Raw genomic sequence first — 19,543 nt, 5'->3', positions numbered from 1 at the left:
GCCAGCCGCCCTTGACGGCGAACGCGAGCACCGATCCGGCGGTCCAGATGGACGGCAGCGTCGGGCGGACCTCCAGGGGTCCGTACGACGCGGCCGTTCGGGGTGTGGATCAGTGGGCGCCGGTTCCGGTCAGGGACCGGACCTCCAGCTCCGCGTACTTCTTGGCGTCGGGCTCCTCCTTCGACAGGACGGTGCCGAGCCAGCCCATCAGGAAGCCGAACGGGATGGAGATGATGCCCGGGTTCTTCAGCGGGAACCAGGCGAAGTCGACGTCCGGGAACATCGCCTTGGGGTCGCCGGAGACGACGGGCGAGAACAGCACCAGGCCGACGGCGACGATGAGACCGCCGTAGATCGACCAGAGCGCGCCCTGGGTGGTGAACCGCTTCCAGAACAGGCTGTAGAGGATGGTCGGCAGGTTGGCGGACGCGGCGACCGCGAAGGCCAGCGCGACCAGGCCGGCCACGTTCAGGTCGCGGGCGAGGGCGCCGAGCGCGATGGAGACGACGCCGATGGCGACGGTCGCCCAGCGGGCCGCCCGCATCTCCTCCTTCTCCGTGGCCTGCCCCTTGCGGATGACGTTGGCGTAGATGTCGTGCGCGAAGGAGGACGACGAGGCCAGGGTCAGTCCGGCGACCACGGCGAGGATCGTCGCGAAGGCGACCGCCGAGATGGTGGCGAGCAGGATCGCGCCCCAGGCCGAGTCGACGCCGCCCAGGTGCAGCGCGAGCAGCGGGGCGGCCGTGTTGCCGGACGGGTTGGAGGCGATGATCTCGTCCTGGGAGATCAGCGCGGCGGCGCCGAAGCCGAGGGCGATGGTCATCAGGTAGAAGCCGCCGATGATGCCGATGGCCCAGTTCACGGACTTACGGGCGGCCTTGGCGTTGGGCACCGTGTAGAAGCGGATCAGGATGTGCGGCAGACCGGCGGTGCCGAGCACCAGGGCGATGCCGAGGGAGATGAAGTCCAGCTTGGTGGTGCCGTCGGCGCCGTACTGCAGGCCGGGCTCGAGGAAGGCGTCGCCCTTGCCGCTGTTCTCGGCGGCGCTGCCCAGCAGGTCGGAGATGTTGAAGTTGAACTTCAGCAGCACCAGGAACGTGATGAGGAGCGTGCCGCCGATGAGCAGCACGGCCTTGACCATCTGGACCCAGGTGGTGCCCTTCATGCCGCCGATGGAGACGTACACGATCATCAGGAGGCCGACGAGGGCGACGATGAGGATCTTGCCGGCGTCGGAGGTGATGCCGAGCAGCAGCGAGACGAGGACGCCCGCGCCCGCCATCTGGGCCAGCAGGTAGAAGATCGACACGACGATGGTGGAGGTGCCGGCGGCGGTGCGCACCGGGCGCTGGCGCATGCGGTAGGCGAGGACGTCGCCCATGGTGTAGCGGCCGGAGTTGCGCAGTGGCTCGGCGACCAGGAGGAGCGCCACCAGCCAGGCGACCAGGAAGCCGATGGAGTACAGGAAGCCGTCGTAGCCGAAGAGGGCGATGGCGCCGGCGATGCCGAGGAAGGACGCGGCCGACATGTAGTCGCCGGAGACCGCGAGTCCGTTCTGGAAGGCGCTGAACTGGCGTCCGCCCGCGTAGAAGTCGGCGGCGTCCTTGGTCTGCCGGCCCGCCCAGACGGTGATGCCGAGGGTGGCGAGGACGAACAGCGCGAACAGGGTGATGATGAGTCCGCGGTGTTCGCTGGCCTCGTTCGCGGCGAGGGTGACATGGGTGATCGCGGGGCTCATGCGCCGCCCTCCATACGGGTCTTGATGGCCTCGGCCTTGGGGTCGAGCTTGGCGGCGGCGTGCCGGGAGTACCACCACGCGATGAGGAACGTGGTGACGAACTGCAGGACGCCGAAGACGAAGGCGACGTTGATGTTGCCGAACAGCTTGGCGCCCATGAAGTCGCCCGCGTAGTTGGAGAGCAGGACGTACAGCAGGTACCAGATGATGAAGGCGATGGTCAGCGGGAAGGCGAAGGAGCGGTAGGAGCGGCGCAGTTCACCGAACTCAGCGCTCTCCTGCACCTCGGTGAACTCCTCGGGGGTGGGGAGTTTGTGTCGTCCTGTCGAGGGGGGCGGTGCTTCGGCGGCCACGGGGTCTCCTCGCGGTGCGGTTCCGGTTCGGGCGGGGACGAAGGCGAGTGTCCTCGCGCTTCCTGCCCAAGGGCACGGCGCCACGCGAGGACCGGTTCAACTCTCCGCCGTTCTTTTCCCCTGGCGCTTTCCGAAGTCGTTTCCGGCAAAACATTGCTGGCCAGCGAGAGCGCGGGATAGCTTCACCCTGCACCCCCGTCATGTACCTGCCCGAGCACCACCCTTGTGCCTCGGGCCGGTTTCGTTTCCGGATGATGTGGAGACCCCATGGCTCATCTGCGTTCCAGCCGCCGGCTCGCCCTCGCCGTGCCCGTCGTGCTGTCCCTGACCGCCTCGCTCGGTTTCCTGCCGGCGGCGGCCTCGGCGGCCCCGCGGACGGCGCCGGCCGGACAGGCGGCGGACGCGCCCGCCCTGGCGTACGTCGTCAACACCGAGGCGGACCGCCGCACGATCGCGTCGGTGAAGCGGGCGATAGCCGCGGCCGGCGGGAAGGTCGTGGTCACGTACGACAGGATCGGCGTGATCGTCGTCCACTCGGCCGACCCGGACTTCGGCGAGGAGATACGCGAGGCCCGCGGGGTCCGGTCCGCCGGCGCCACCCGCACCGCGCCGCTGACCGCGGCCGGGACGACGGACGAGGGCGCCGCCGACTACCTGAGCACCGCCGAGGCCGCGCGGACGCGGGCCGCCTCCGCGCGGACACCCGGCAGCGAGCCGCTCGAGGCCGACCAGTGGGACCTGCGGGCGATAGGCGCCGACCGGGCCGCGAAGATCAACGACGGCAGCCGCGAGGTGACCGTCGCCGTCATCGACACCGGCGTCGACGACACCCACCCGGACCTCGCCCCCAACTTCTCCGCCGCCCAGTCGGCCAACTGCGTCGGCGGCAAGGCGGACACCAGCGAGGGCGCCTGGCGGCCGTACACGGCCGACGACTACCACGGCACCCATGTGGCCGGTGAGATCGCCGCGGCCCGCAACGGAGTCGGCGTCGCCGGTGTCGCGCCCGGCGTGAAGGTGGCCGGCATCAAGGTCAGCGACCCGGACAACGGCCTGTTCTACCCGGAGAACGTCGTCTGCGCCTTCGTGTTCGCCGCCGACCACGGCGTGGAGATCACGAACAATAGCTACTACGTGGACCCGTGGCTGTACAACTGCACGGACGACCCGGACCAGAAGGCGATCGTCGACGCGGTCAACCGGGCCCAGCTGTACGCGCAGAAGAAGGGCACGCTGCACCTCGCCTCGGCCGGCAACTCCAACCACGACCTGGACTCCGACGCGATCGTCGACGACTCCAGCCCCGACGACTCCACGCCGGTGACGCGCACCATCGACCCGCACGAGTGCTTCGACGTGCCGACCCAGCTGCCGGGCGTCGTCACGGTCAGCGCGACGGGCGTGCAGAACCTCAAGTCGTACTACTCCACCTACGGCAAGGGCGTCGTCGACGTCGCCGCGCCGGGCGGCGACCGCCGCTACCAGCTGCCGGACACGCCGTCGAAGGACGGCCGCATCCTGTCGACCATGCCGAACGGCGAGTACGCCTTCCTGCAGGGCACCTCGATGGCCTCGCCGCACGCCGCCGGTGTCGCCGCGCTGCTGAAGTCCGAGCACCCGCGGGCCACGCCCGCCCAGTTGCAGGCGCTGCTGAAGGCCCAGGCGAACAACCCGGGCTGCCCCGACTCCTACGACCAGGACGGCGACGGCGCGCAGGACGCGACCTGTGAGGGCGGCGACCGGGTCAACGGCTTCTACGGCTCCGGCATCGTCGACGCGCTGCGCGCCGTCGAGTGAGCGCCGCCGCCTCCCCCTCCCCGCCCTTCCGAACGCACTCCTGAACGAACTGGAGACTCCATGACCGCGTCTCACCCGCGTCACCGCCGCGCGCTCGTCGTCCCGGCCGGGATGGCCATGGCGACCGCGCTCGCCTTCCTGCCGAACACCGCGGCCACGGCCGCCCCGGCCCCCGAGCAGCCGGCCGCGGCCTCCGAGCGGCCCGCCGCGGCCTCCGCCGACGCGACCCCGCTCAGCTACGTGGTCAACGTCAAGGGCGGGCACGGCACGGCGGCGCACGTGAAGAAGGCGATCGGCGAGGCCGGCGGGACGATCGTGACGTCGTACGACAAGATCGGCGTCATCGTCGTCCACTCGTCGAACGCCGACTTCGCGAAGACCGTCCGCACGGTGCGCGGAGTGCAGTCGGCCGGTGCCACCCGTACCGCGCCGCTGCCGTCGGCGGCCACCACCGACACGGTCACCCCGAAGGTGCTCAGCGACTCCGAGATCGCCCGGGCCGGGTCCGCGGCGGCCGAGGGGCAGGACCCGCTCCAGGGCCTGCAGTGGGACCTGCCCGCCATCAAGGCGGACCGGGCGCACGAGAAGTCGCTGGGCAGCCCGAAGGTGACCGTCGCCGTCATCGACACCGGTGTGGACGACACCCACCCGGACATCGCGCCCAACTTCGACCGGGCCGCGTCGGTCGACTGCGTGTCGGGCAAGCCGGACACGAGCGAGGGCGCCTGGCGTCCCGGCCCGTCGGAGAGCGCGCACGGCACGCACGTCGCCGGTGAGATCGCCGCCGCCAAGAACGGCGTCGGCATGACCGGTGTCGCGCCCGGCGTGAAGGTCTCGGGCATCAAGGTGTCCAACCCGGACGGCTTCTTCTACACCGAGGCCGTGGTCTGCGGCTTCGTGTGGGCGGCCGAGCACGGGGTCGACGTCACCAACAACAGCTATTACACCGACCCCTGGTACTTCAACTGCACCGACGACCCGGACCAGAAGGCGCTCGTCGAGGCCGTCACCCGGGCGTCGAAGTACGCGGAGCGCAAGGGCGCGGTGAACGTGGCCGCGGCCGGCAACGAGAACTACGACCTCGCGGCCGACGAGATCACCGACCCGGTCTCCCCGAACGACTCCACCCCGTCGGACCGGGTGATCGACCCGTCCGAGTGCTACGACATACCGACCCAGCTGCCGGGTGTGGTGACGGTCGCGGCGACCGGTGCGAAGGGCCTGAAGTCGTCGTTCTCCAACTACGGCCGGGGTGTCGTCGACATCGCCGCGCCCGGTGGTGACTCGACGGCGTACCAGACGCCGGAGCCGCCCGCCACCAGCGGTCTGATCCTGGGCACGCTGCCCGGCGGCAAGTGGGGCTACATGGCGGGTACGTCGATGGCGTCCCCGCACGTCGCGGGCGTCGCCGCGCTGATCAGGTCGACGCACCCGCACGCCTCGCCGGCGCTGGTGAAGGCCCTGCTGTACGCGGAGGCCGACGCCACCGCGTGCACGGACCCGTACGACATCGACGGTGACGGCAAGGTCGACGCGGTGTGCGAGGGCCCGAAGAACCGCAACGGCTTCTACGGCTGGGGCACGGCCGACGCACTGGACGCGGTGACGCGGTGACGCGGTGACGCGGTAGTCGCGCGGGAGGTGTGAGCGGCGGGGGCCGGGCGATCGCGCCCGGCCCCTTTCGCGTCGCGGTACGGCATAGTGCGGTCATGACCGATCTCGCGGCCGTGTGGTCCGCCCTGGGCGGCGATCCCGCCCTCCTCGCGCGCGTGTCAACCGTCGAACGGCCCGGTGTGCTCCCCTCCCGGCTGCCGGTACGGGAGTCGGCGCGCGCCTGGGTGGGCGCGTGCGCGCTGGCCGCCGCCGAGCTGGGGGCACGGCGGACGGGCGGCGAGGTGCCGGCGGTGCGGGTGGACGACGGGGCGGTGGCCACGGCGTTCGTCAGCGAGCGGCACCTGCTGGTCGGCGGGCGGGCCCCGGAGACCTTCGCGCCGCTGTCGCGGTTCTGGCGCACGGCCGACGGGTGGGTGCGCACCCACGCCAACTATCCGCACCACCGGGCCCGGCTGCTGTCCGTGCTGGGCGTGCCGGAGGACCCGGAGGCGGTGGCGGCGGCGCTCGCGGAGCGCTCCGCGCGTGAGGTCGAGGAGGCGGTGTGCGCGGCCGGGGGTCTCGCCGTCGCCCTGCGCACGCCCGAGGAGTGGGCGGCGCACGAGCAGGGCGTGGAGGTGGCGAAGCGGCCCCTCGTGGAGCGCGAGCGGCTGGACGCGGCCCCCGCGCGGGTGCTCACTCCGGTGGGCCGGGACCCGCTGCTGCCCGCGGCGGGGCTGCGGGTGCTGGACCTCACCCGGGTGATCGCGGGCCCGGTCGCCACCCGCACGCTCGCCCTGCTCGGCGCGGACGTGTTGCGCGTGGACGCGCCGGGACTGCCCGAACTCGTCGACCAGCACGCCGACACGGGCTTCGGGAAGCGGTCGGCGTTGCTGGACCTCTCGGCCGGCCGGGAGGTGTTCGAGGAACTGCTCGCGACGGCGGACGTGGTGGTGACGGGGTACCGTCCGGGCGCCCTGGACCGCTTCGGGCTGACGCCCGGTGCGCTGGCCGAGCGGCGGCCCGGGGTGGTGGTGGCCCAGTTGTCGGCGTGGGGCGCGTACGGGCCGTGGGGCGGGCGGCGCGGGTTCGACAGCCTGGTGCAGGTGGCCACGGGGATCGCGGCGGTCGAGGGCGGTGCTTCGGCGGGGCGGCCGGGGGCGCTGCCCGCGCAGGCGCTCGATCACGGTACGGGGTACCTGCTGGCGGCGGGGGTGTTGCGGGCGCTCGGTGAGCAGGTGGAGGTGGGTGGGAGCAGGGTGGTGCGGGTGGCGTTGGCACGGACGGCGGGGTGGTTGCTGGAGGGGCGCGCCAGTGGCGGCGGTTCCGGTGACGTGCCCGTCGGGCGGTGGCTCGCGGAGCGGGACAGTGCGCTGGGGAGGCTGCGGTACGCCTTGTCACCGGTGGTGTTCGAGGGCGGACCGCGTGACTGGGGGCGGGCGCCGGGGTGTTGGGGAGCCGATTCGGCCCGGTGGGTCTGAGGGACCGCGCGGGGGTGTCACTTGCCGGCGTCGGCGGGGTGCCTCCCCCACTCTCGGCTGCGCTCGGGCGGGGGACCCCCGTCGCCCTGGGGGCACCTCCCAGGCCTTCAAGGCACTGGGGGAGGCGCGACTGCCCGCAGTTGGGCTCGCGGACTTGCCCGCTTCTGTGGGGCCTTGTGAAGATCCTGGGGTGAGTTTGACGAGGACCAGGGGCAAGGCGGACGGTGTCGACAGGGGTGGGCGGGGGCGGGCCGTCGCCGTGCTCGTGCTGGTGGCGCTCGGGGCGGTGATACCGCTGTTCGGGCCGTCGCCCGCGTTGCACGGCACCGGGGAGGCCGACGCGCCCGGTACCGGTGGCATAGCCCTGCTGCGGGCGGTGCTGTTCGCGGCGCTGTCCATATCCGTGGGCGAGCTGCTCGTGCGGCGGCTGGCACGTTCCGTGCCCGGCGCTCCCCCCGCCGCGCCCCGCGGCTGGTCCACCGCGGCGAACTCCGTCGGCTTCGTGGCCGCCCTCGGACTCGCCTCCGTCGTGGCCACCGGCAACCTGGTGCCCGACAGCCTCGCCGACATCGACGTCGGCGGCCTCTACGGCTCCAGGGACGGCAAACTCGCCCTCCTGGAGGTCAACGCCTTCCTCGCGGCGGCCCTGTGCGCGGCGTCCGGCCGCCCCGGCACCCAGGTGTGGCCGCTGGCCGCGGTGATCGTCGCGGAGGCGCTGCGCGCGCATCCGACGACCGAGTACAGCCCGCTCGTCGGCTCCGGGCTGACCCTGGCGCACCTGGTCTGCGCGTCGCTCTGGGTGGGCGGTCTGCTGCACGTGCTACGCACCCTGCGGCGGTGGCGGCGCGCGGAGGCGGGCGCCGCGCTGCTGGGACGCTACGCGCGCCTGGCGGCCGTGCTGCTCGTCGTCATCACCGCGACGGGCGTGTGCAGTTCGCTGCGCCGGATGCCGCCGGAGACGGTCCTGGAGCAGTTGACGGACACGGCGTACGGGCGTGTCCTGCTCGCCAAGGTGGTCCTGACGGCCGGGGTCGCCGTCCTCGCCCTGTGGGCCCGGATCCGGCTGGCCCGCGCACGGGACCCGCTGACCGCCTGTTCCCCCGCGCGGGCGGAGGTGTACGCGCTCGGCGTGGTGATCGCGGTGTCGGGACTGCTGACCGCGCTGCCGGTGCCGATCCGCTGGTGAACGGGGTTTCACGGCTCGTACGCACATTCCCGGCGCCCGAAGGCGCGGGCCGTGCGCCGGGGGCCTGACGGCCGGCGGTGTCAGTCCGGGCCCGTATCCTCGTGAACCATGCTCGACGACCTCACGACCGCAGCGTCCTCCCCCACCGAGTGGCCGGCCGCGTACCCCCGGGGATACGCGGTCGTCGACGTGGAGACCACGGGGCTGGCCCGGGACGACCGCATCATCTCCGCGGCCGTCTACCGGCTGGACGCGCGCGGCGAGGTCGAGGACCACTGGTACACGGTGATCAATCCGGAGCGGGACCCGGGCCCGGTGTGGATACACGGCCTGACGAGCGACGTGCTCGAGGGCGCGCCCCTCTTCCAGGAGATCGCCGCGGAGTTCGCGACCCGGCTGGAGGGCCGGGTGCTGGTCGCGCACAACGCGGTCTTCGACTGGCAGATGATCGCCCGGGAGTACGCCCGCGCGCGGAGCGAGGCGCCGGTGAAGCAGCGGCTGTGCACCATCGCCCTCTCCAAGGAGCTGAAGCTTCCGCTGCCCAACCACAAGCTGGAGTCGCTCGCCGCGCACTTCGGTGTCGTGCAGCGGCGGGCGCACCACGCGCTGGACGACGCGCGGGTGCTGGCGGAGGCGTTCCGGCCCAGTCTGCGGGCCGCGGCGGCGGGCGGCGTACGGCTGCCGCTGCACGAGTGCCGGCCGCTGACCGAGTGGACGGACGGACCCCGTACCGGGCAGCAGGCGGGCCCCGGCGGCTACCGGCCGGCCGCCTGGCGCCCGTCCCGCAAGCGGCCCGCGTGCCCGTACCCCAACCCGGGGCGGTACGCACCGGGCGGGCGGCTCAAGCAGGGCATGCGGGTGGCGTTCTCCGGGGACACCTCGATCGAGCGGGACCTGCTGGAGGACCGCGCGACCGAGGCCGGGCTGCATGTCGCCGGCAGCCTGTCCCGGCTCACCAGCCTCCTCGTCACCAACGATCCGGACTCGGGCACGTCCAAGGTGGTCAAGGCCCGGCAGTACGGCACCCCGGTCGTCGACGAGGCCGCGTTCGGCCAGCTGCTCGGGAACGTCGAACCCGCGTCGGAGGGCTGACCGGGACGCCGGGCCCGACCGTACGGACGGGTGATTGGCGGGCGACTCGCCCGCCGCCCGCTCGCCCGCGCCGGTCCGACGGCTCACCCTGTGCCCCATGGCGACATGCGAAGTCTGCGGCAACAGTTACGGAATGACCTTCGAGGTGCACGCGCAGGGCGCGATACTACTGTTTGGCTGAATTGGCTACTCGCCTCTATCGTCCCTCGCAGCGAATCTTCACATATCGACCTGATCGCATGAGGGGGACCGATGCAGGCCAAGCCTGTCGGGGGGGGTACTGCCGCATCTCGGACGCGGACCTTGCAGACATACGCCGGGCAGTGAAGGACGGCCTCCTCACAGCCGAGGAGGCCACCGAGGAGGAGCGCAAGGGCGTCCTACGGCAGCGTGAAGACATCGAGACACTGGCCGGCGGTGCCCCGGTCAAGTGGTACGAGGACAACAACCTCAGCGCCTTCAAACGCAATGTGAAGCGTCCCGACTTCGAGCAGATGATCAAGGATCTGAAGGCCGGCCGGATCTGCGGCATCCTCGCCTACGACATCGACCGGGTATATCGGCAGCCCCGGGACCTTGAGAGGGTCATCGACATCTATGAGACCTCGAAGGAACCTCTGATCTTCAAGACCCTCTCAGGACAGAACTTCGACCTCACCACATCGGACGGCCGATTCTCAGCTCGCCTCTTCGTCAACATCGCCAACAAGAGCAGCGAGGACACCAGACGCCGTGTGATCCGGGCGAACGTGGCCAAGGCCAAGAAGGGCCAGTCTCACGCGAGGGGTCTGACCTTCGGGTGGTTGGAGGACGATCCCAGCAAGCTGGACCCTGAGACTGCCCCGATCCGCAAGAAGGCCGTGGAGAAGTACATCGCCGGTGATCGTGTAGCCACGATCATGAAGTGGCTGGCCGAAGAGCACGTGATCAACACTGCCACCGGCAAGCACTTCACTTGGGGTGGGACAAAAGCCATGATCCTTGCTCCGCGGAACTGGGGCATCCGCACATATAACGAAGAGCTGATCTACGACGACGACAATGAGATCGTCATGGGTGACTGGGAACCGATCTTTGGCACGCTCGACACCTGGTATCAGCTTCAGGCGATCAAGGGCAGGGACTCCAAGAACAACCCCGGCGAGTCGAACGTCAGCTGCCTTCTGACCGCCATCGCACGATGCGGCCGGTGCGGGGGGAGCTTGAAGGGCCACCCCAAGTGGAAGAAGGGTGAGCGGACCCCTGGCTACAACTACAACTGCAACAAGCAGCGTCCGGAGCAGTGCGGGGCTCTCGCCATCGACGGCCCCCAACTCGAAAAGATGATCCAGGATCTCGTCTGGGCGCAGGTACTCAGGGCCAGCCGGCAAAAGCAGGTTCCTGAAGCGGCGGAGCCGTGGGCACATGAGGATGAGCTGAAGGGCGTCGAAGAGGAGATTGCGGATCTTCAATCCCTCTGGAGGACCAAGAAGGTGAAGGCCGGCACATACGTCACAACTCTCGACGACCTCAACGCCCGCAAGAACGAACTGCTGGTGGACAAGGCGGACCACATGGTCCCGGCCGGCACTCGTTCCATCACTGAAGAGCTGTTGGCGAACGGTTGGGAGAACCTGTCGATCGAACGTCAGCGGATCATCGTTCGGAAGGTGCTCCGGGCAGTACTCATTCACCCGGCCAAGAGCCGGGGAGGCAGGTTCGATCCCGCGCGGGTGGAGCCGGTGTTCCACACCGCCTGAAACGAGAAGCGTCCCCTTCCGCAAGGAAGGGGACGCTTTCTATGCCGGTGATCCAACCTTGTCGACAATGCCTGCCTTTCCCTCGGCGCGGGCACAGTGGGCGCCGCAGAACCAGTGACCGTCGGCCTCGACGCCCTGGCCGATGATCTGCACCCGGCAGTGCTCGCAGATCGGGGCCATGCGATGGATCGCACAGGCGAACGAATCGAAGACGTGACGAGCACCGTCCTGGGTCTCTACGGTGAACGCTAGCGCGTAGTCATTCCCGCACACTTCGCAACGTGTCATAAGCAGCATGGTCAGCCGCCAGGAAGGCGCTCGCAAGCTGACAGCGCCACGTCAGCGAGATACGACACCTGGTCGGCGTAGGCGTCATTTCAAGTCCATCAGCTCAAGGATCTCTTCCGTCTGATCCTCAGTAAGGACCGGAGCTTCGGAAAGCCATATCTCAAGCCACTCTTCTTTTGTCACACATGCCGCCAAGCTTTGCCAGTCACCGCGTTATGCATCGCGGCCGGCGTCACTCCGAAGTCCTCGGCCAGAGCAGAGGCACCCACCTGAGGATCACCGGGTGAGTAGACGCTTCGACAGAACCGAACGATGCTCTCAGTCAGCTTGGAATTTGAATGATACTCACCGCAGGCATATTCATCCAGGCGGAAAGCAGAAATAGCCTCAGGAGACGCGTACTCCAGATTCGTCAGCCGGTTATCGGCATTGTCCTTTTTCAGATACATCACAAGCGCCTCGTCCTCGGGAGGCTCACCCACAAAGGCCAGCATCACCAGGCGGTGTACGAGCTGGCGCACGCACCTGCCCTTCTGGCGGAGTGAGACATAGCGCATTCCGTTCTTGTGCGCCTGGTCCCGGAGGACCGTAGGCTCTGCGGCACGGTGAGGCCGGCCGCGGACCTTCCAAGACCGGACGCGGCCGGCGTCGGATGCGTCGTACCAACCATCAAAGCCAGGGATAGGATTCCAAAACTCCTCTTCCATCACCGTGCCCCCATTTCCCAGAGAAGGGCACGGCGCTTGCGCCAAGCTTGAGAGCAGGTGTGGCACCGGACAGAAAAACCGTCAGGCTGAACGATGTTCCGGGGGAACTGACTGGTCGACTTCCCCTCTTCACAGTCCTTACAGATCTTCTCGGCAGGCTTCGACTCCAGCTCGTTCACGCCGACACGTCGCCCAAACAGCTCTAAGGGCTGTCCCGTATCTGCTGACCAGCCCCGAGCAGGCTGTGGGCGTCAGAAGCGTGCGGCGCGCAACACATTCGGGCTGGGCGCGTCATCCGTGGCTGGATGCTCTTTGCAGCAGGTGGTCGATGTGGCGTTGAAGGATGGCCAGCGCCATCTCCGGAGAGTGGTGGCCTGCAAGGACGTGGACCGTGAGGCCATCAGCCAAAGCGAGGAGGGTGTGGGCCTCGCGGGTGGGGTCGAGGCGCTGTGGGATTTCCTGGGTGTCCTGGCCATAGCGGATGAGCCACGCGATGAGGTCATGGAGCTTGGCATAAGTGTCGTGCAGGACGGCGCCTAGTTTCTCGCTGGCCGGTGCGTGGGCGACGAAGGCCAGCCAGACGTGCGCCTGCGTCTTCGATTCCTCATCCAGCAAGGCGAGTTCGGCCAGGGTGTGTGACAGCAGAGTGGATGCGGCCTGAGGGGCGGAGGCTGTGGCGATGCGCTGGTTGGCGCGTTCGCTGACGTGTTGGGAGACGTGCTCCAGCGCGAAGAGCAGCATGTCCTCCTTGGTGCGGAAACACCGCTGGACGGCGCCCATGGACACGTCCGCCTGAGCGGCGACGTCGCGCAGGCTGACGGCTTCCATGCCGGAACGCGCGATCAGAGTGCAGACCGCCTCGGCGATCCGGCGGCGTCGGTCCTCGTAGTCGACCTGCCTGGGCACGCTCAGCTCCTCCTGTTTTCCGATGCACTTGCATCATATCCGGCTGCACCGCACGATGTGATGCGATCGCATCGGAACGATGTGCGCACTGCGGAGAGGAAGCCTGTCATGGGGAAGCAGCTCAAGAAGTCGGACAACAGCTCAGGCGAGGGGCTGCTCTGGCTGTTCGGTGCCATCCTGGCCATCCAGGGGTTCGGCTCCGCCATCACGGAGGCCGGATGGGATACAAGCTTCGGTGTCGCCGGCCTTCTGCGGGCAGCCCACGTGCCTGAGTGGGGAACCCTCCTGGTCGGCTTTGCAGGTGCCGCCCTACTGGCGACAGCGGCGCGCCGTCACCATGCGAGGAGGCAGGCGCACCGACGTCCGTGAGCGGTCCAGAGGCCAACCACCGCCGCGTGGGAAGCTTTTGGCGTGACTGGTGTGATCACGGCGTCGGAGTCTTCCTGGACAGCCCCGTTCACCGGGCTGAGCCCACGGCTGTTCCAGAAGCTGGTGACAGGGCTGCGCCGCGAGGGCGCTGATGCGGTACGGCGCGGCCGGCCCTGGAGCCTGCCACTGGAGGACAGGGCCCTGCGCTGTTCGCCGCCTACTGGCGCACCAACCTGACCCTGCGGCAGCTCGCCCCGCTGTTCGGCGTCTCGAAGTCCGCCGCCGACCGGATCATCAACGCCCTCGGCCCGCGCTTGGCGCTGCAGCAGCGCCGCCGCTACCGCAAAGACACCGTGCTGATCGTGGACGGCACCCTGGTCCCCACCCGCGACCACACCGTCGCCGAACAGTCGGAGAACTACCGGTACTCCACCAACCACCAGGTCGTCATCGACGCGGACTCCTGCCTGGTCGTCGCGGTCGGTCGGCCCGTGACGGGCAACCGCAACGACTGCAGGGCATGGGAGGAGTCCGGCGCCAAGGCGGCGGTCGGGAAGACCACCACGATCGCCGACGGCGGCTACCGCGGCACCGGCCTGGTCATTCCCCACCGTCGCACGCGCAAGGACCAGGAACTGGTCGCCTGGAAGGAGGAACACAACCGCTCGCACAAGAGCGTCCGCGCCCGCGTCGAGCATGTCTTCGCCCGCATGAAGACCTGGAAGATCCTCCGCGACTGCCGCTTGAAAGGTGACGGCGTTCGCCACGCCATGCCCGGCATCGCCCGCCTGCACAACCTCGCCCTCGCCGGATAACCCGGCAACCACCAGGCCACCTACCAAAGAAGCACCGTAATCCAAGATCCATTACGGGACAGCCCATAGACGGGGGTAAGCCCTTTTTGTTTCACACCTCAGCGTCGAGGCGGCTTCCTCTTCGCTTGACCCTTGATGACCTTGACCGGAGGGAACTGCACGCTGATAAGGCCGTTACGACGCTTTACGACCTCCACCCGGATCGGACGCTCAGGGAGGACGTTGAAGGTGGCCGCTGCGCGGATGTCTCCACTCTCGTCCCACGCAAAGGAGCGGTCTTCGGCGTTCTTGAACAACTCGATCATGCCCTTGAACGCCAAGTCCATGACCGCGCCCTGCAAAGTCCTGGGCATGCCTTCCGCGCTGATGGGCATCAGCTCTTCCCCCCGAAGATCGGAACCTTGACGACCGTAACGTTCGTGCGGTGCTCGGCCACTAGGAACCGCTTCCTGGTCTCCGCCGCCCTCGCACTGTAGGACACCACGGAGCGGACGCGCTGCCCGTTCGACCCACTCCACCTTGCCAGTCTCTCATCAAGGTGTGACAGGCCCGCCCCGCAGGGACGGACTCCTCGGAGAGCCAGACCGTCCGAGGATGGTTCCGGTAGTAGGTGGCAGGAGAGATCCCCAGGAACTCGCAGACGCGGGCAACTGTCGGCTTCTCGCCGCTCTCCTTGGCCAGCCTCTCGCGGGCTTCCTCGATGTCTTGCCCGGCCACCCGGGTACCGGTGCGCTTCCTCGGAGTCATGTCCGCCTCGATGCGGTCGATGGTCACCGCGGCTTCCTCGGCAGCCTCGCCGGCCTGCAACTCAAGATGCTTGGCCACGCCCAGGAGGGCGACGGTTCGAGAGATGAGAGACCTCCCTTCATGGTCGACCAAGGCGGTGAACAACTGAGTGTTGGTTTCTCTCAGTTCGTCTATCTCCTCCGAAGCGGAGACGGCCTGCGAGGGAGTCTCCGCCATGTGGATCAGGTGACCGATCACGAGAGGCGGGATACAGGAGACAGTCACGGTGAGGAGAGCAGATCCCTCCATGTAGGTCTGCTCGATCAGGTGAGAGATCGACTGCGCCGACATGGCGAGGATGAGCGCCATGAGAGCGCCTATCAGAGCCGTCATCTGGCCAGGCAGCCGCATCTTCCTTCGGTACGTGGCGATGGCGCTGGCCGACAGGGCGTAGACGCTCAGGCAGACCGGCATGGCCGGCGCGTACTTGTCCGACCAGCCCGCCGTCTTGGCGAGGGAGATTTCGCCGGGGATGGACAGGTACAGGGCCGCGAGGCAGGCCGCGGGGAGGGCGATGTGAAGAACGGCCTTGATGTACCAGGGCATGGCTGAAGTAGGCATGGGAGTCCTCTCGATCGAGGGGGAGGGAAGGGGTTCTCAGCTCAGTGGGAGGGCTGAAGCTCGACGCCGAACCGCGCGGTCACACGGCTCATTTCGTCCTTGCAGTTGGCGCAGGTGCCGGACTGTTCGGGGAGACGGAACGGGGCCTCACAGACCTCGCAGACCTCCCGCTGAATGGGGGCGGAGGCAGTCTTCGGGGCGGCCTGGACGGGCCGCTCCGGGGTGAAGTTCTTCAGCCGGTAGGAGATGAGGGCCGGCACGGAGTCGACGTGCTCAGGCAGGGCAGAGGTCAGACACCGAAGGATCTCCTCCGACTGGTAGTCCTCACGCAGCCACGGCACCACCTTCGGGGCCAGGCGCGCAATCTCCTGGTCCGAGAGGGGCAGGCTCAGCCGCTCCAGGGTGCGCCGGGCTTCACGGGCCATCTCGCGGTTGATCTTGGCGAGGAAGGCGGCCTCTTCTCCCTCCCTGCTCTCCTCGTCGCCCTCGGGGGCGAGCAGAACCGCTTCCTCAGCGGTCTGGACGGGGATGGAAGTGGTGTCTTTCTCTTCTTCCGTCTTACTCCCTATGGGAGAGCCGCCGACAGCCTGACCAGTCGCCGTACCGACCGTTGGGAACCGGTCAGTCGGAGAGGTCACGGACTCCGGGGTGTCCGTGACGGTCGTGATGGTGACCCACCGGCCGGTCTTAGGGTCCTGGACCTTGGCGCGCTTGACGTAGCCGGGCTCGATCAGCTCGTTCATGGCCTTGGAGACGGAGCGCCGGCCGTTGGAGACCTGGGCGGTGATCCTCTCGACCGTTGCCCCCGAACCATCGGGGAGGGAGAGAAGACGAACGAGGAGGCCCACGGCCTCAAGGGAGAGGTTCCCGTGCCTCGCTATGGCGTTCGAGACCTGGACGTAGGCACGTTCGTGCCGCGTACGATTGACGCGCATCTGAAGCTGAATCCTTCAGGTGTGTAGGTAGCGCCCGGTGACAGCCGGGCTCTGCTGAGACCCCTCAGGGATGCCAGTCCTTGGGGGTCTGTTTCTTGGGACGGACGACGTAACTGGACAGCCGTCGTCTTCGCCTGTTGTCGTCAAGATGTGCTGGATGTCGGCCAAGTCACCCTCCGGCAGCTTTGGAGCTTGTGACAGCCAGTGGTCAAGCCACTCGCTCACGGTCATAGCCGCAGCTCACTCCCCTCCAATGAGGTATCAATTTCACAGAAGAGGAGAGTGCACGTCTTCGACTGCTTCTCCTGTGCGATCCACCGCATGGCCCCGATCTGCGAGCACTGCCGGGTGCAGATCATCGGCCAGGGCGTCGAGGCCGACGGTCACTGGTACTGCGGCGCCCACTGCGCCCGCGCGGAGGGAAAGGCGGGCATCGTCGACCGGGCCTGAAGGGACGTACCCGCCTCAAAGCACCCCGCGACCGAGTTGTACGGTCGTGGGGTGTACCGCTTTCTCTTGTCCCGCCAATGGGTGACCATCACACTGGTCGCCCTGCTCCTCATCCCCACGATGATCTGGCTGGGCTTCTGGCAGATGGACCGCTACGGGGAGCGCGACGCCCGCAACCGGCTGGTCGCCGACGCGCTGGCCGCCGATCCGGTGCCGGTGGAGCGGCTGGCCGCCCCGGGGGACGCCGTGACGCGCGCCGAGCGGTACCGCACCGTGACCGCCACGGGACGCTTCGACACCGATGACGAGGTCGTCGTCCGCCGCCGTACCAACGCCGACGACCGGGTCGGCTTCCACGTCCTCACCCCCTTCGTCCTCGACGACGGCAAGGTCCTGCTCGTCAACCGGGGCTGGATCCCCTCGGAGGCGGGCCGGACCTCGTTCCCCGAGGTCCCCGCGCCGCCGCGCGGCGAGACCACGATCAAGGGCCGGCTGATGCCCGACGAGACGACCGAGGCGAGCGGCATCAAGGACCTCGAGGGCCTGCCCGACCGGCAGATCATGCTGATCAACAGCGAGCGGGAGGCGGAGCGCCTCGGCGCCCGGGTGCTCGGCGGCTACGTGGCGCAGACGGCGCCCGAGCCCGAGGACGGCACCCCGGAGCGGCTCGGGAACCCCGGCAAGGAGAACGCGGCGCTGAACTACGCGTACGCCGTCCAGTGGTGGCTGTTCGCGGCGGCCGTGCCGGTCGGCTGGTTCGTGCTGGCCCGCCGCGAGGCCCGGGAGCGGGCCCGGGCGGCGGCCGCGGAGACGGACGCCGAGGAGACGGAACCGGCGGCGGTGTAGCACTCCCTCGGGCCCCGGTGTCGTCTTCCCCGGCGGCGGCACGGTGGCGGCCGACGGACCGTCACTCCCCCGGAACCGCCCCTGATTGCCGCCCCCTGCTGCCGGGAACCCGCACCCCGTGCACCGTATCGAGGACTACGCGCTCATCGGCGACGAACAGACCGCTGCCCTGGTGGGCGCGGACGGCTCGGTCGACTGGCTCTGCCTGCCCCGCTTCGACTCGGCGGCCTGCTTCGCGCGGCTGCTCGGGGACGAGGACAACGGGCACTGGCGCATCGCCCCGGCCGGCGCGGACCGGTGCGCCCGCCGCTCCTACCGCGAGGACACCCTGGTCCTGGACACCGAGTGGGAGACCGCCGAGGGGGCGGTGCTGGTCACCGACCTGATGCCGCAGCGCCACCGCGCGCCGGACCTGGTGCGGATCGTGCAGGGCGTACGGGGTGAGGTGACCGTGCGCAGCACCCTGCGGCTGCGCTTCGACTACGGCTCGGTCGTGCCGTGGGTGCGCAAGGAGGACGGCCACCGGGTGGCGGTGGCCGGGCCGGACTCGGCGTGGCTGCGCAGCGTCCCGGAGGTGGAGACCTGGGGCGAGGACCGGTGCACCGTCTCGGAGTTCACGGTGCGGGAGGGCGAGCGGGTCGCGTTCGTGCTCACCTGGCACCCCTCCCACGAGCCGCGGCCCCCGCTGGTCGACCCGTACTCCTCGCTGCGGCACAGCGTGAAGGACTGGCGTGCCTGGGCGTCCCGGTGCCGTTACGACGGCCCGCACCGGGACGCGGTCGTCCGGTCGCTGATCACCCTCAAGGCGCTCACCTACCGCCCCACCGGCGGCATCGTCGCCGCGCCCACCACCTCACTGCCGGAGGAGCCGGGCGGGGTGCGCAACTGGGACTACCGCTTCTGCTGGCTGCGCGACTCCACCCTGACCCTGAACGCGCTGCTGGCCGCCGGGTACCAGGACGAGGCGGAGGCCTGGCGCAACTGGCTGCTCCGCGCGGTCGCGGGCGATCCGGCGGACCTGCAGATCATGTACGGGCTCGCGGGCGAGCGGCGGCTGCCGGAGTTCGAACTGCCGTGGCTGTCCGGTTTCGGCGGCGCCGCGCCCGTACGGGTCGGCAACGACGCCGTGAACCAGCTCCAGCTGGACGTGTACGGCGAGGTCATGGACTCCCTGGCGCTGGCGCGGAGTTCGGGGCTGTCCGCGCAGCCGGACGTGTGGGCGCTGCAGTCGGTGCTGATGGACTTCCTGCGCACGGCGTGGCGGCAGCCGGACGAGGGGCTGTGGGAGGTGCGCGGCGGCCGGCGCCACTTCGTGCACTCCAAGGTGATGGTGTGGGTGGCCGCCGACCGCGCGGTGCGCACGCTGGAGGAGCATCCGGACTTCGACGGGGACCTGGACGGCTGGCGCGCACTGCGCGACGAGGTGCACCGGGAGGTGTGCGAGAAGGGGTACGACCCCGCGCGGAACACGTTCACGCAGTCGTACGGCTCCCGCGAACTCGACGCCGCGCTGCTGCTGATCCCCCGGGCGGGTTTCCTGCCGCCCGACGACCCCCGGGTGCTGGGCACCATCGACGCGGTCCGCGCGGAGCTGGGGCAGAACGGGTTCGTGCACCGCTACACGCCGGACGCGACGGCCGTCGACGGGCTGCCCGGTGGGGAGGGCACGTTCCTGGTGTGTTCGTTCTGGCTCGCGGACGCCCTGCACATGACCGGCAGGACGGAGGAGGCGCGCGAGCTGTTCGAACGGCTGCTGGGGCTCGCCAACGACGTGGGTCTGCTGGCGGAGGAGTACGACCCGGTGGGCGGGCGGCTGCTGGGCAACTTCCCGCAGGCGTTCAGCCACATCGGCCTGGTCAACACCGCCCTCGCCCTGTTCGGGGACGAGGGGGCAGGATAGGGCC

General features: G+C 69.3%; 18 protein-coding genes and 3 pseudogenes. 11 read left to right on the top strand and 10 right to left on the bottom strand.

The features are described 5' to 3' along the window. The 3 genes and pseudogenes from AB0A94_RS28245 to AB0A94_RS28235 form a co-directional block, all read right to left on the bottom strand. A pseudogene (locus AB0A94_RS28245) lies at positions 1 to 64 on the bottom strand (DUF5931 domain-containing protein); the annotation flags it as partial. 45 nt (positions 65 to 109) lie between these two features. Beyond that, positions 110 to 1,738, bottom strand: coding sequence for a cation acetate symporter (locus tag AB0A94_RS28240; protein ID WP_361748712.1), 1,629 nt, complete (start codon positions 1,736 to 1,738; stop codon positions 110 to 112). After that, on the bottom strand, positions 1,735 to 2,091 hold the full coding sequence (locus AB0A94_RS28235) for a DUF485 domain-containing protein (RefSeq protein WP_361748711.1): 357 nt from the start codon (positions 2,089 to 2,091) through the stop codon (positions 1,735 to 1,737). The genes AB0A94_RS28240 and AB0A94_RS28235 overlap by 4 nt, the downstream gene beginning before the upstream one ends. 267 nt (positions 2,092 to 2,358) lie before the next feature. On the opposite strand from AB0A94_RS28235, the gene AB0A94_RS28230 reads away from it, so the two are divergent. From AB0A94_RS28230 to AB0A94_RS28205, 6 genes are all read left to right on the top strand, one after another. Continuing rightward, a complete protein-coding gene (locus AB0A94_RS28230) occupies positions 2,359 to 3,888 on the top strand; it encodes a S8 family serine peptidase (protein WP_361748710.1) in 1,530 nt (509 codons plus the stop codon). Between the two features lie 60 nt (positions 3,889 to 3,948). Continuing rightward, on the top strand, positions 3,949 to 5,502 hold the full coding sequence (locus AB0A94_RS28225; protein ID WP_361748709.1) for a S8 family serine peptidase: 1,554 nt from the start codon (positions 3,949 to 3,951) through the stop codon (positions 5,500 to 5,502). Positions 5,503 to 5,597: 95 nt separating this feature from the next. Beyond that, positions 5,598 to 6,959 (top strand): CoA transferase, encoded by a 1,362-nt coding sequence (locus AB0A94_RS28220; protein WP_361748707.1) that lies wholly within the window; start codon positions 5,598 to 5,600, stop codon positions 6,957 to 6,959. 190 nt (positions 6,960 to 7,149) lie between these two features. Then, positions 7,150 to 8,145, top strand: a complete 996-nt coding sequence (locus tag AB0A94_RS28215; RefSeq protein WP_361748706.1) for a CopD family protein — start codon at positions 7,150 to 7,152, stop codon at positions 8,143 to 8,145. Between the two features lie 108 nt (positions 8,146 to 8,253). Beyond that, positions 8,254 to 9,237 carry a DEDDh family exonuclease gene (locus AB0A94_RS28210; RefSeq protein WP_361748705.1) on the top strand — a complete coding sequence of 328 codons (984 nt, stop codon included), beginning with the start codon at positions 8,254 to 8,256 and terminating at the stop codon, positions 9,235 to 9,237. Between the two features lie 323 nt (positions 9,238 to 9,560). Next, complete coding sequence (locus tag AB0A94_RS28205) at positions 9,561 to 10,976, top strand: recombinase family protein (RefSeq protein ID WP_361748704.1); 1,416 nt, start codon at positions 9,561 to 9,563, stop codon at positions 10,974 to 10,976. Between the two features lie 39 nt (positions 10,977 to 11,015). On the opposite strand, the gene AB0A94_RS28200 is transcribed toward AB0A94_RS28205, so the two are convergent. From AB0A94_RS28200 to AB0A94_RS28185, 4 genes and pseudogenes are all read right to left on the bottom strand, one after another. Beyond that, entirely contained in the window at positions 11,016 to 11,264 is a 249-nt protein-coding gene (locus tag AB0A94_RS28200) for a hypothetical protein (protein ID WP_361748703.1), read from the bottom strand. A gap of 179 nt (positions 11,265 to 11,443) precedes the next feature. Next, complete coding sequence (locus tag AB0A94_RS28195; protein WP_361748719.1) at positions 11,444 to 11,785, bottom strand: hypothetical protein; 342 nt, start codon at positions 11,783 to 11,785, stop codon at positions 11,444 to 11,446. A 27-nt stretch (positions 11,786 to 11,812) separates the two neighbouring features. Next, positions 11,813 to 11,971: pseudogene (locus tag AB0A94_RS28190) on the bottom strand (NUMOD4 domain-containing protein); the annotation flags it as partial. A gap of 291 nt (positions 11,972 to 12,262) precedes the next feature. After that, complete coding sequence (locus AB0A94_RS28185; protein WP_361748702.1) at positions 12,263 to 12,877, bottom strand: TetR family transcriptional regulator C-terminal domain-containing protein; 615 nt, start codon at positions 12,875 to 12,877, stop codon at positions 12,263 to 12,265. Between the two features lie 108 nt (positions 12,878 to 12,985). On the opposite strand from AB0A94_RS28185, the gene AB0A94_RS28180 reads away from it, so the two are divergent. Together AB0A94_RS28180 and AB0A94_RS28175 are read left to right on the top strand one after the other, a co-directional pair. Then, complete coding sequence (locus AB0A94_RS28180; RefSeq protein WP_361748701.1) at positions 12,986 to 13,246, top strand: hypothetical protein; 261 nt, start codon at positions 12,986 to 12,988, stop codon at positions 13,244 to 13,246. Between the two features lie 42 nt (positions 13,247 to 13,288). Further along, positions 13,289 to 14,061, top strand: a pseudogene (locus AB0A94_RS28175) (transposase). Between the two features lie 98 nt (positions 14,062 to 14,159). On the opposite strand, the gene AB0A94_RS28170 reads toward AB0A94_RS28175, so the two are convergent. The 3 genes from AB0A94_RS28170 to AB0A94_RS28160 form a co-directional block, all read right to left on the bottom strand. Then, on the bottom strand, positions 14,160 to 14,435 hold the full coding sequence (locus AB0A94_RS28170) for a hypothetical protein (protein ID WP_361748700.1): 276 nt from the start codon (positions 14,433 to 14,435) through the stop codon (positions 14,160 to 14,162). Between the two features lie 61 nt (positions 14,436 to 14,496). Continuing rightward, positions 14,497 to 15,393, bottom strand: a complete 897-nt coding sequence (locus tag AB0A94_RS28165; protein WP_361748699.1) for a hypothetical protein — start codon at positions 15,391 to 15,393, stop codon at positions 14,497 to 14,499. A gap of 56 nt (positions 15,394 to 15,449) precedes the next feature. Continuing rightward, positions 15,450 to 16,343, bottom strand: coding sequence for a hypothetical protein (locus AB0A94_RS28160; RefSeq protein ID WP_361748698.1), 894 nt, complete (start codon positions 16,341 to 16,343; stop codon positions 15,450 to 15,452). A 264-nt stretch (positions 16,344 to 16,607) separates the two neighbouring features. Here AB0A94_RS28160 and AB0A94_RS28155 point away from each other — a divergent pair, with 264 nt between their 5' ends. The 3 genes from AB0A94_RS28155 to AB0A94_RS28145 all read left to right on the top strand — a co-directional run bounded on the left by AB0A94_RS28155 (position 16,608) and on the right by AB0A94_RS28145 (position 19,539). After that, complete coding sequence (locus tag AB0A94_RS28155; protein ID WP_361748718.1) at positions 16,608 to 16,793, top strand: hypothetical protein; 186 nt, start codon at positions 16,608 to 16,610, stop codon at positions 16,791 to 16,793. Between the two features lie 51 nt (positions 16,794 to 16,844). Further along, positions 16,845 to 17,639, top strand: a complete 795-nt coding sequence (locus AB0A94_RS28150; RefSeq protein ID WP_361748697.1) for an SURF1 family protein — start codon at positions 16,845 to 16,847, stop codon at positions 17,637 to 17,639. A gap of 118 nt (positions 17,640 to 17,757) precedes the next feature. Continuing rightward, a complete protein-coding gene (locus AB0A94_RS28145; protein WP_361748696.1) occupies positions 17,758 to 19,539 on the top strand; it encodes a glycoside hydrolase family 15 protein in 1,782 nt (593 codons plus the stop codon). Positions 19,540 to 19,543: the final 4 nt, after the last annotated feature.

This window comes from Streptomyces sp. NPDC044984 (assembly GCF_040646935.1).
GTDB lineage: Bacteria > Actinomycetota > Actinomycetes > Streptomycetales > Streptomycetaceae > Streptomyces.
The sequence above is the reverse complement of the archived record's forward strand: the minus strand, read 5'-3'. Positions and strand labels throughout refer to the sequence as shown.

What these genes read in the sequence shown, in the direction of transcription:
- AB0A94_RS28230 (WP_361748710.1), top strand. Translation starts at nt 2,359, where the DNA reads ATGGCTCATCTGCGTTCCAGCCGCCGGCTCGCCCTCGCCGTGCCCGTC.
- AB0A94_RS28170 (WP_361748700.1), bottom strand. Translation starts at nt 14,435, where the DNA reads ATGCCCATCAGCGCGGAAGGCATGCCCAGGACTTTGCAGGGCGCGGTC.
- AB0A94_RS28220 (WP_361748707.1), top strand. Translation starts at nt 5,598, where the DNA reads ATGACCGATCTCGCGGCCGTGTGGTCCGCCCTGGGCGGCGATCCCGCC.
- AB0A94_RS28210 (WP_361748705.1), top strand. Translation starts at nt 8,254, where the DNA reads ATGCTCGACGACCTCACGACCGCAGCGTCCTCCCCCACCGAGTGGCCG.
- AB0A94_RS28225 (WP_361748709.1), top strand. Translation starts at nt 3,949, where the DNA reads ATGACCGCGTCTCACCCGCGTCACCGCCGCGCGCTCGTCGTCCCGGCC.
- AB0A94_RS28200 (WP_361748703.1), bottom strand. Translation starts at nt 11,264, where the DNA reads ATGACACGTTGCGAAGTGTGCGGGAATGACTACGCGCTAGCGTTCACC.
- AB0A94_RS28180 (WP_361748701.1), top strand. Translation starts at nt 12,986, where the DNA reads ATGGGGAAGCAGCTCAAGAAGTCGGACAACAGCTCAGGCGAGGGGCTG.
- AB0A94_RS28165 (WP_361748699.1), bottom strand. Translation starts at nt 15,393, where the DNA reads ATGCCCTGGTACATCAAGGCCGTTCTTCACATCGCCCTCCCCGCGGCC.
- AB0A94_RS28240 (WP_361748712.1), bottom strand. Translation starts at nt 1,738, where the DNA reads ATGAGCCCCGCGATCACCCATGTCACCCTCGCCGCGAACGAGGCCAGC.
- AB0A94_RS28160 (WP_361748698.1), bottom strand. Translation starts at nt 16,343, where the DNA reads ATGCGCGTCAATCGTACGCGGCACGAACGTGCCTACGTCCAGGTCTCG.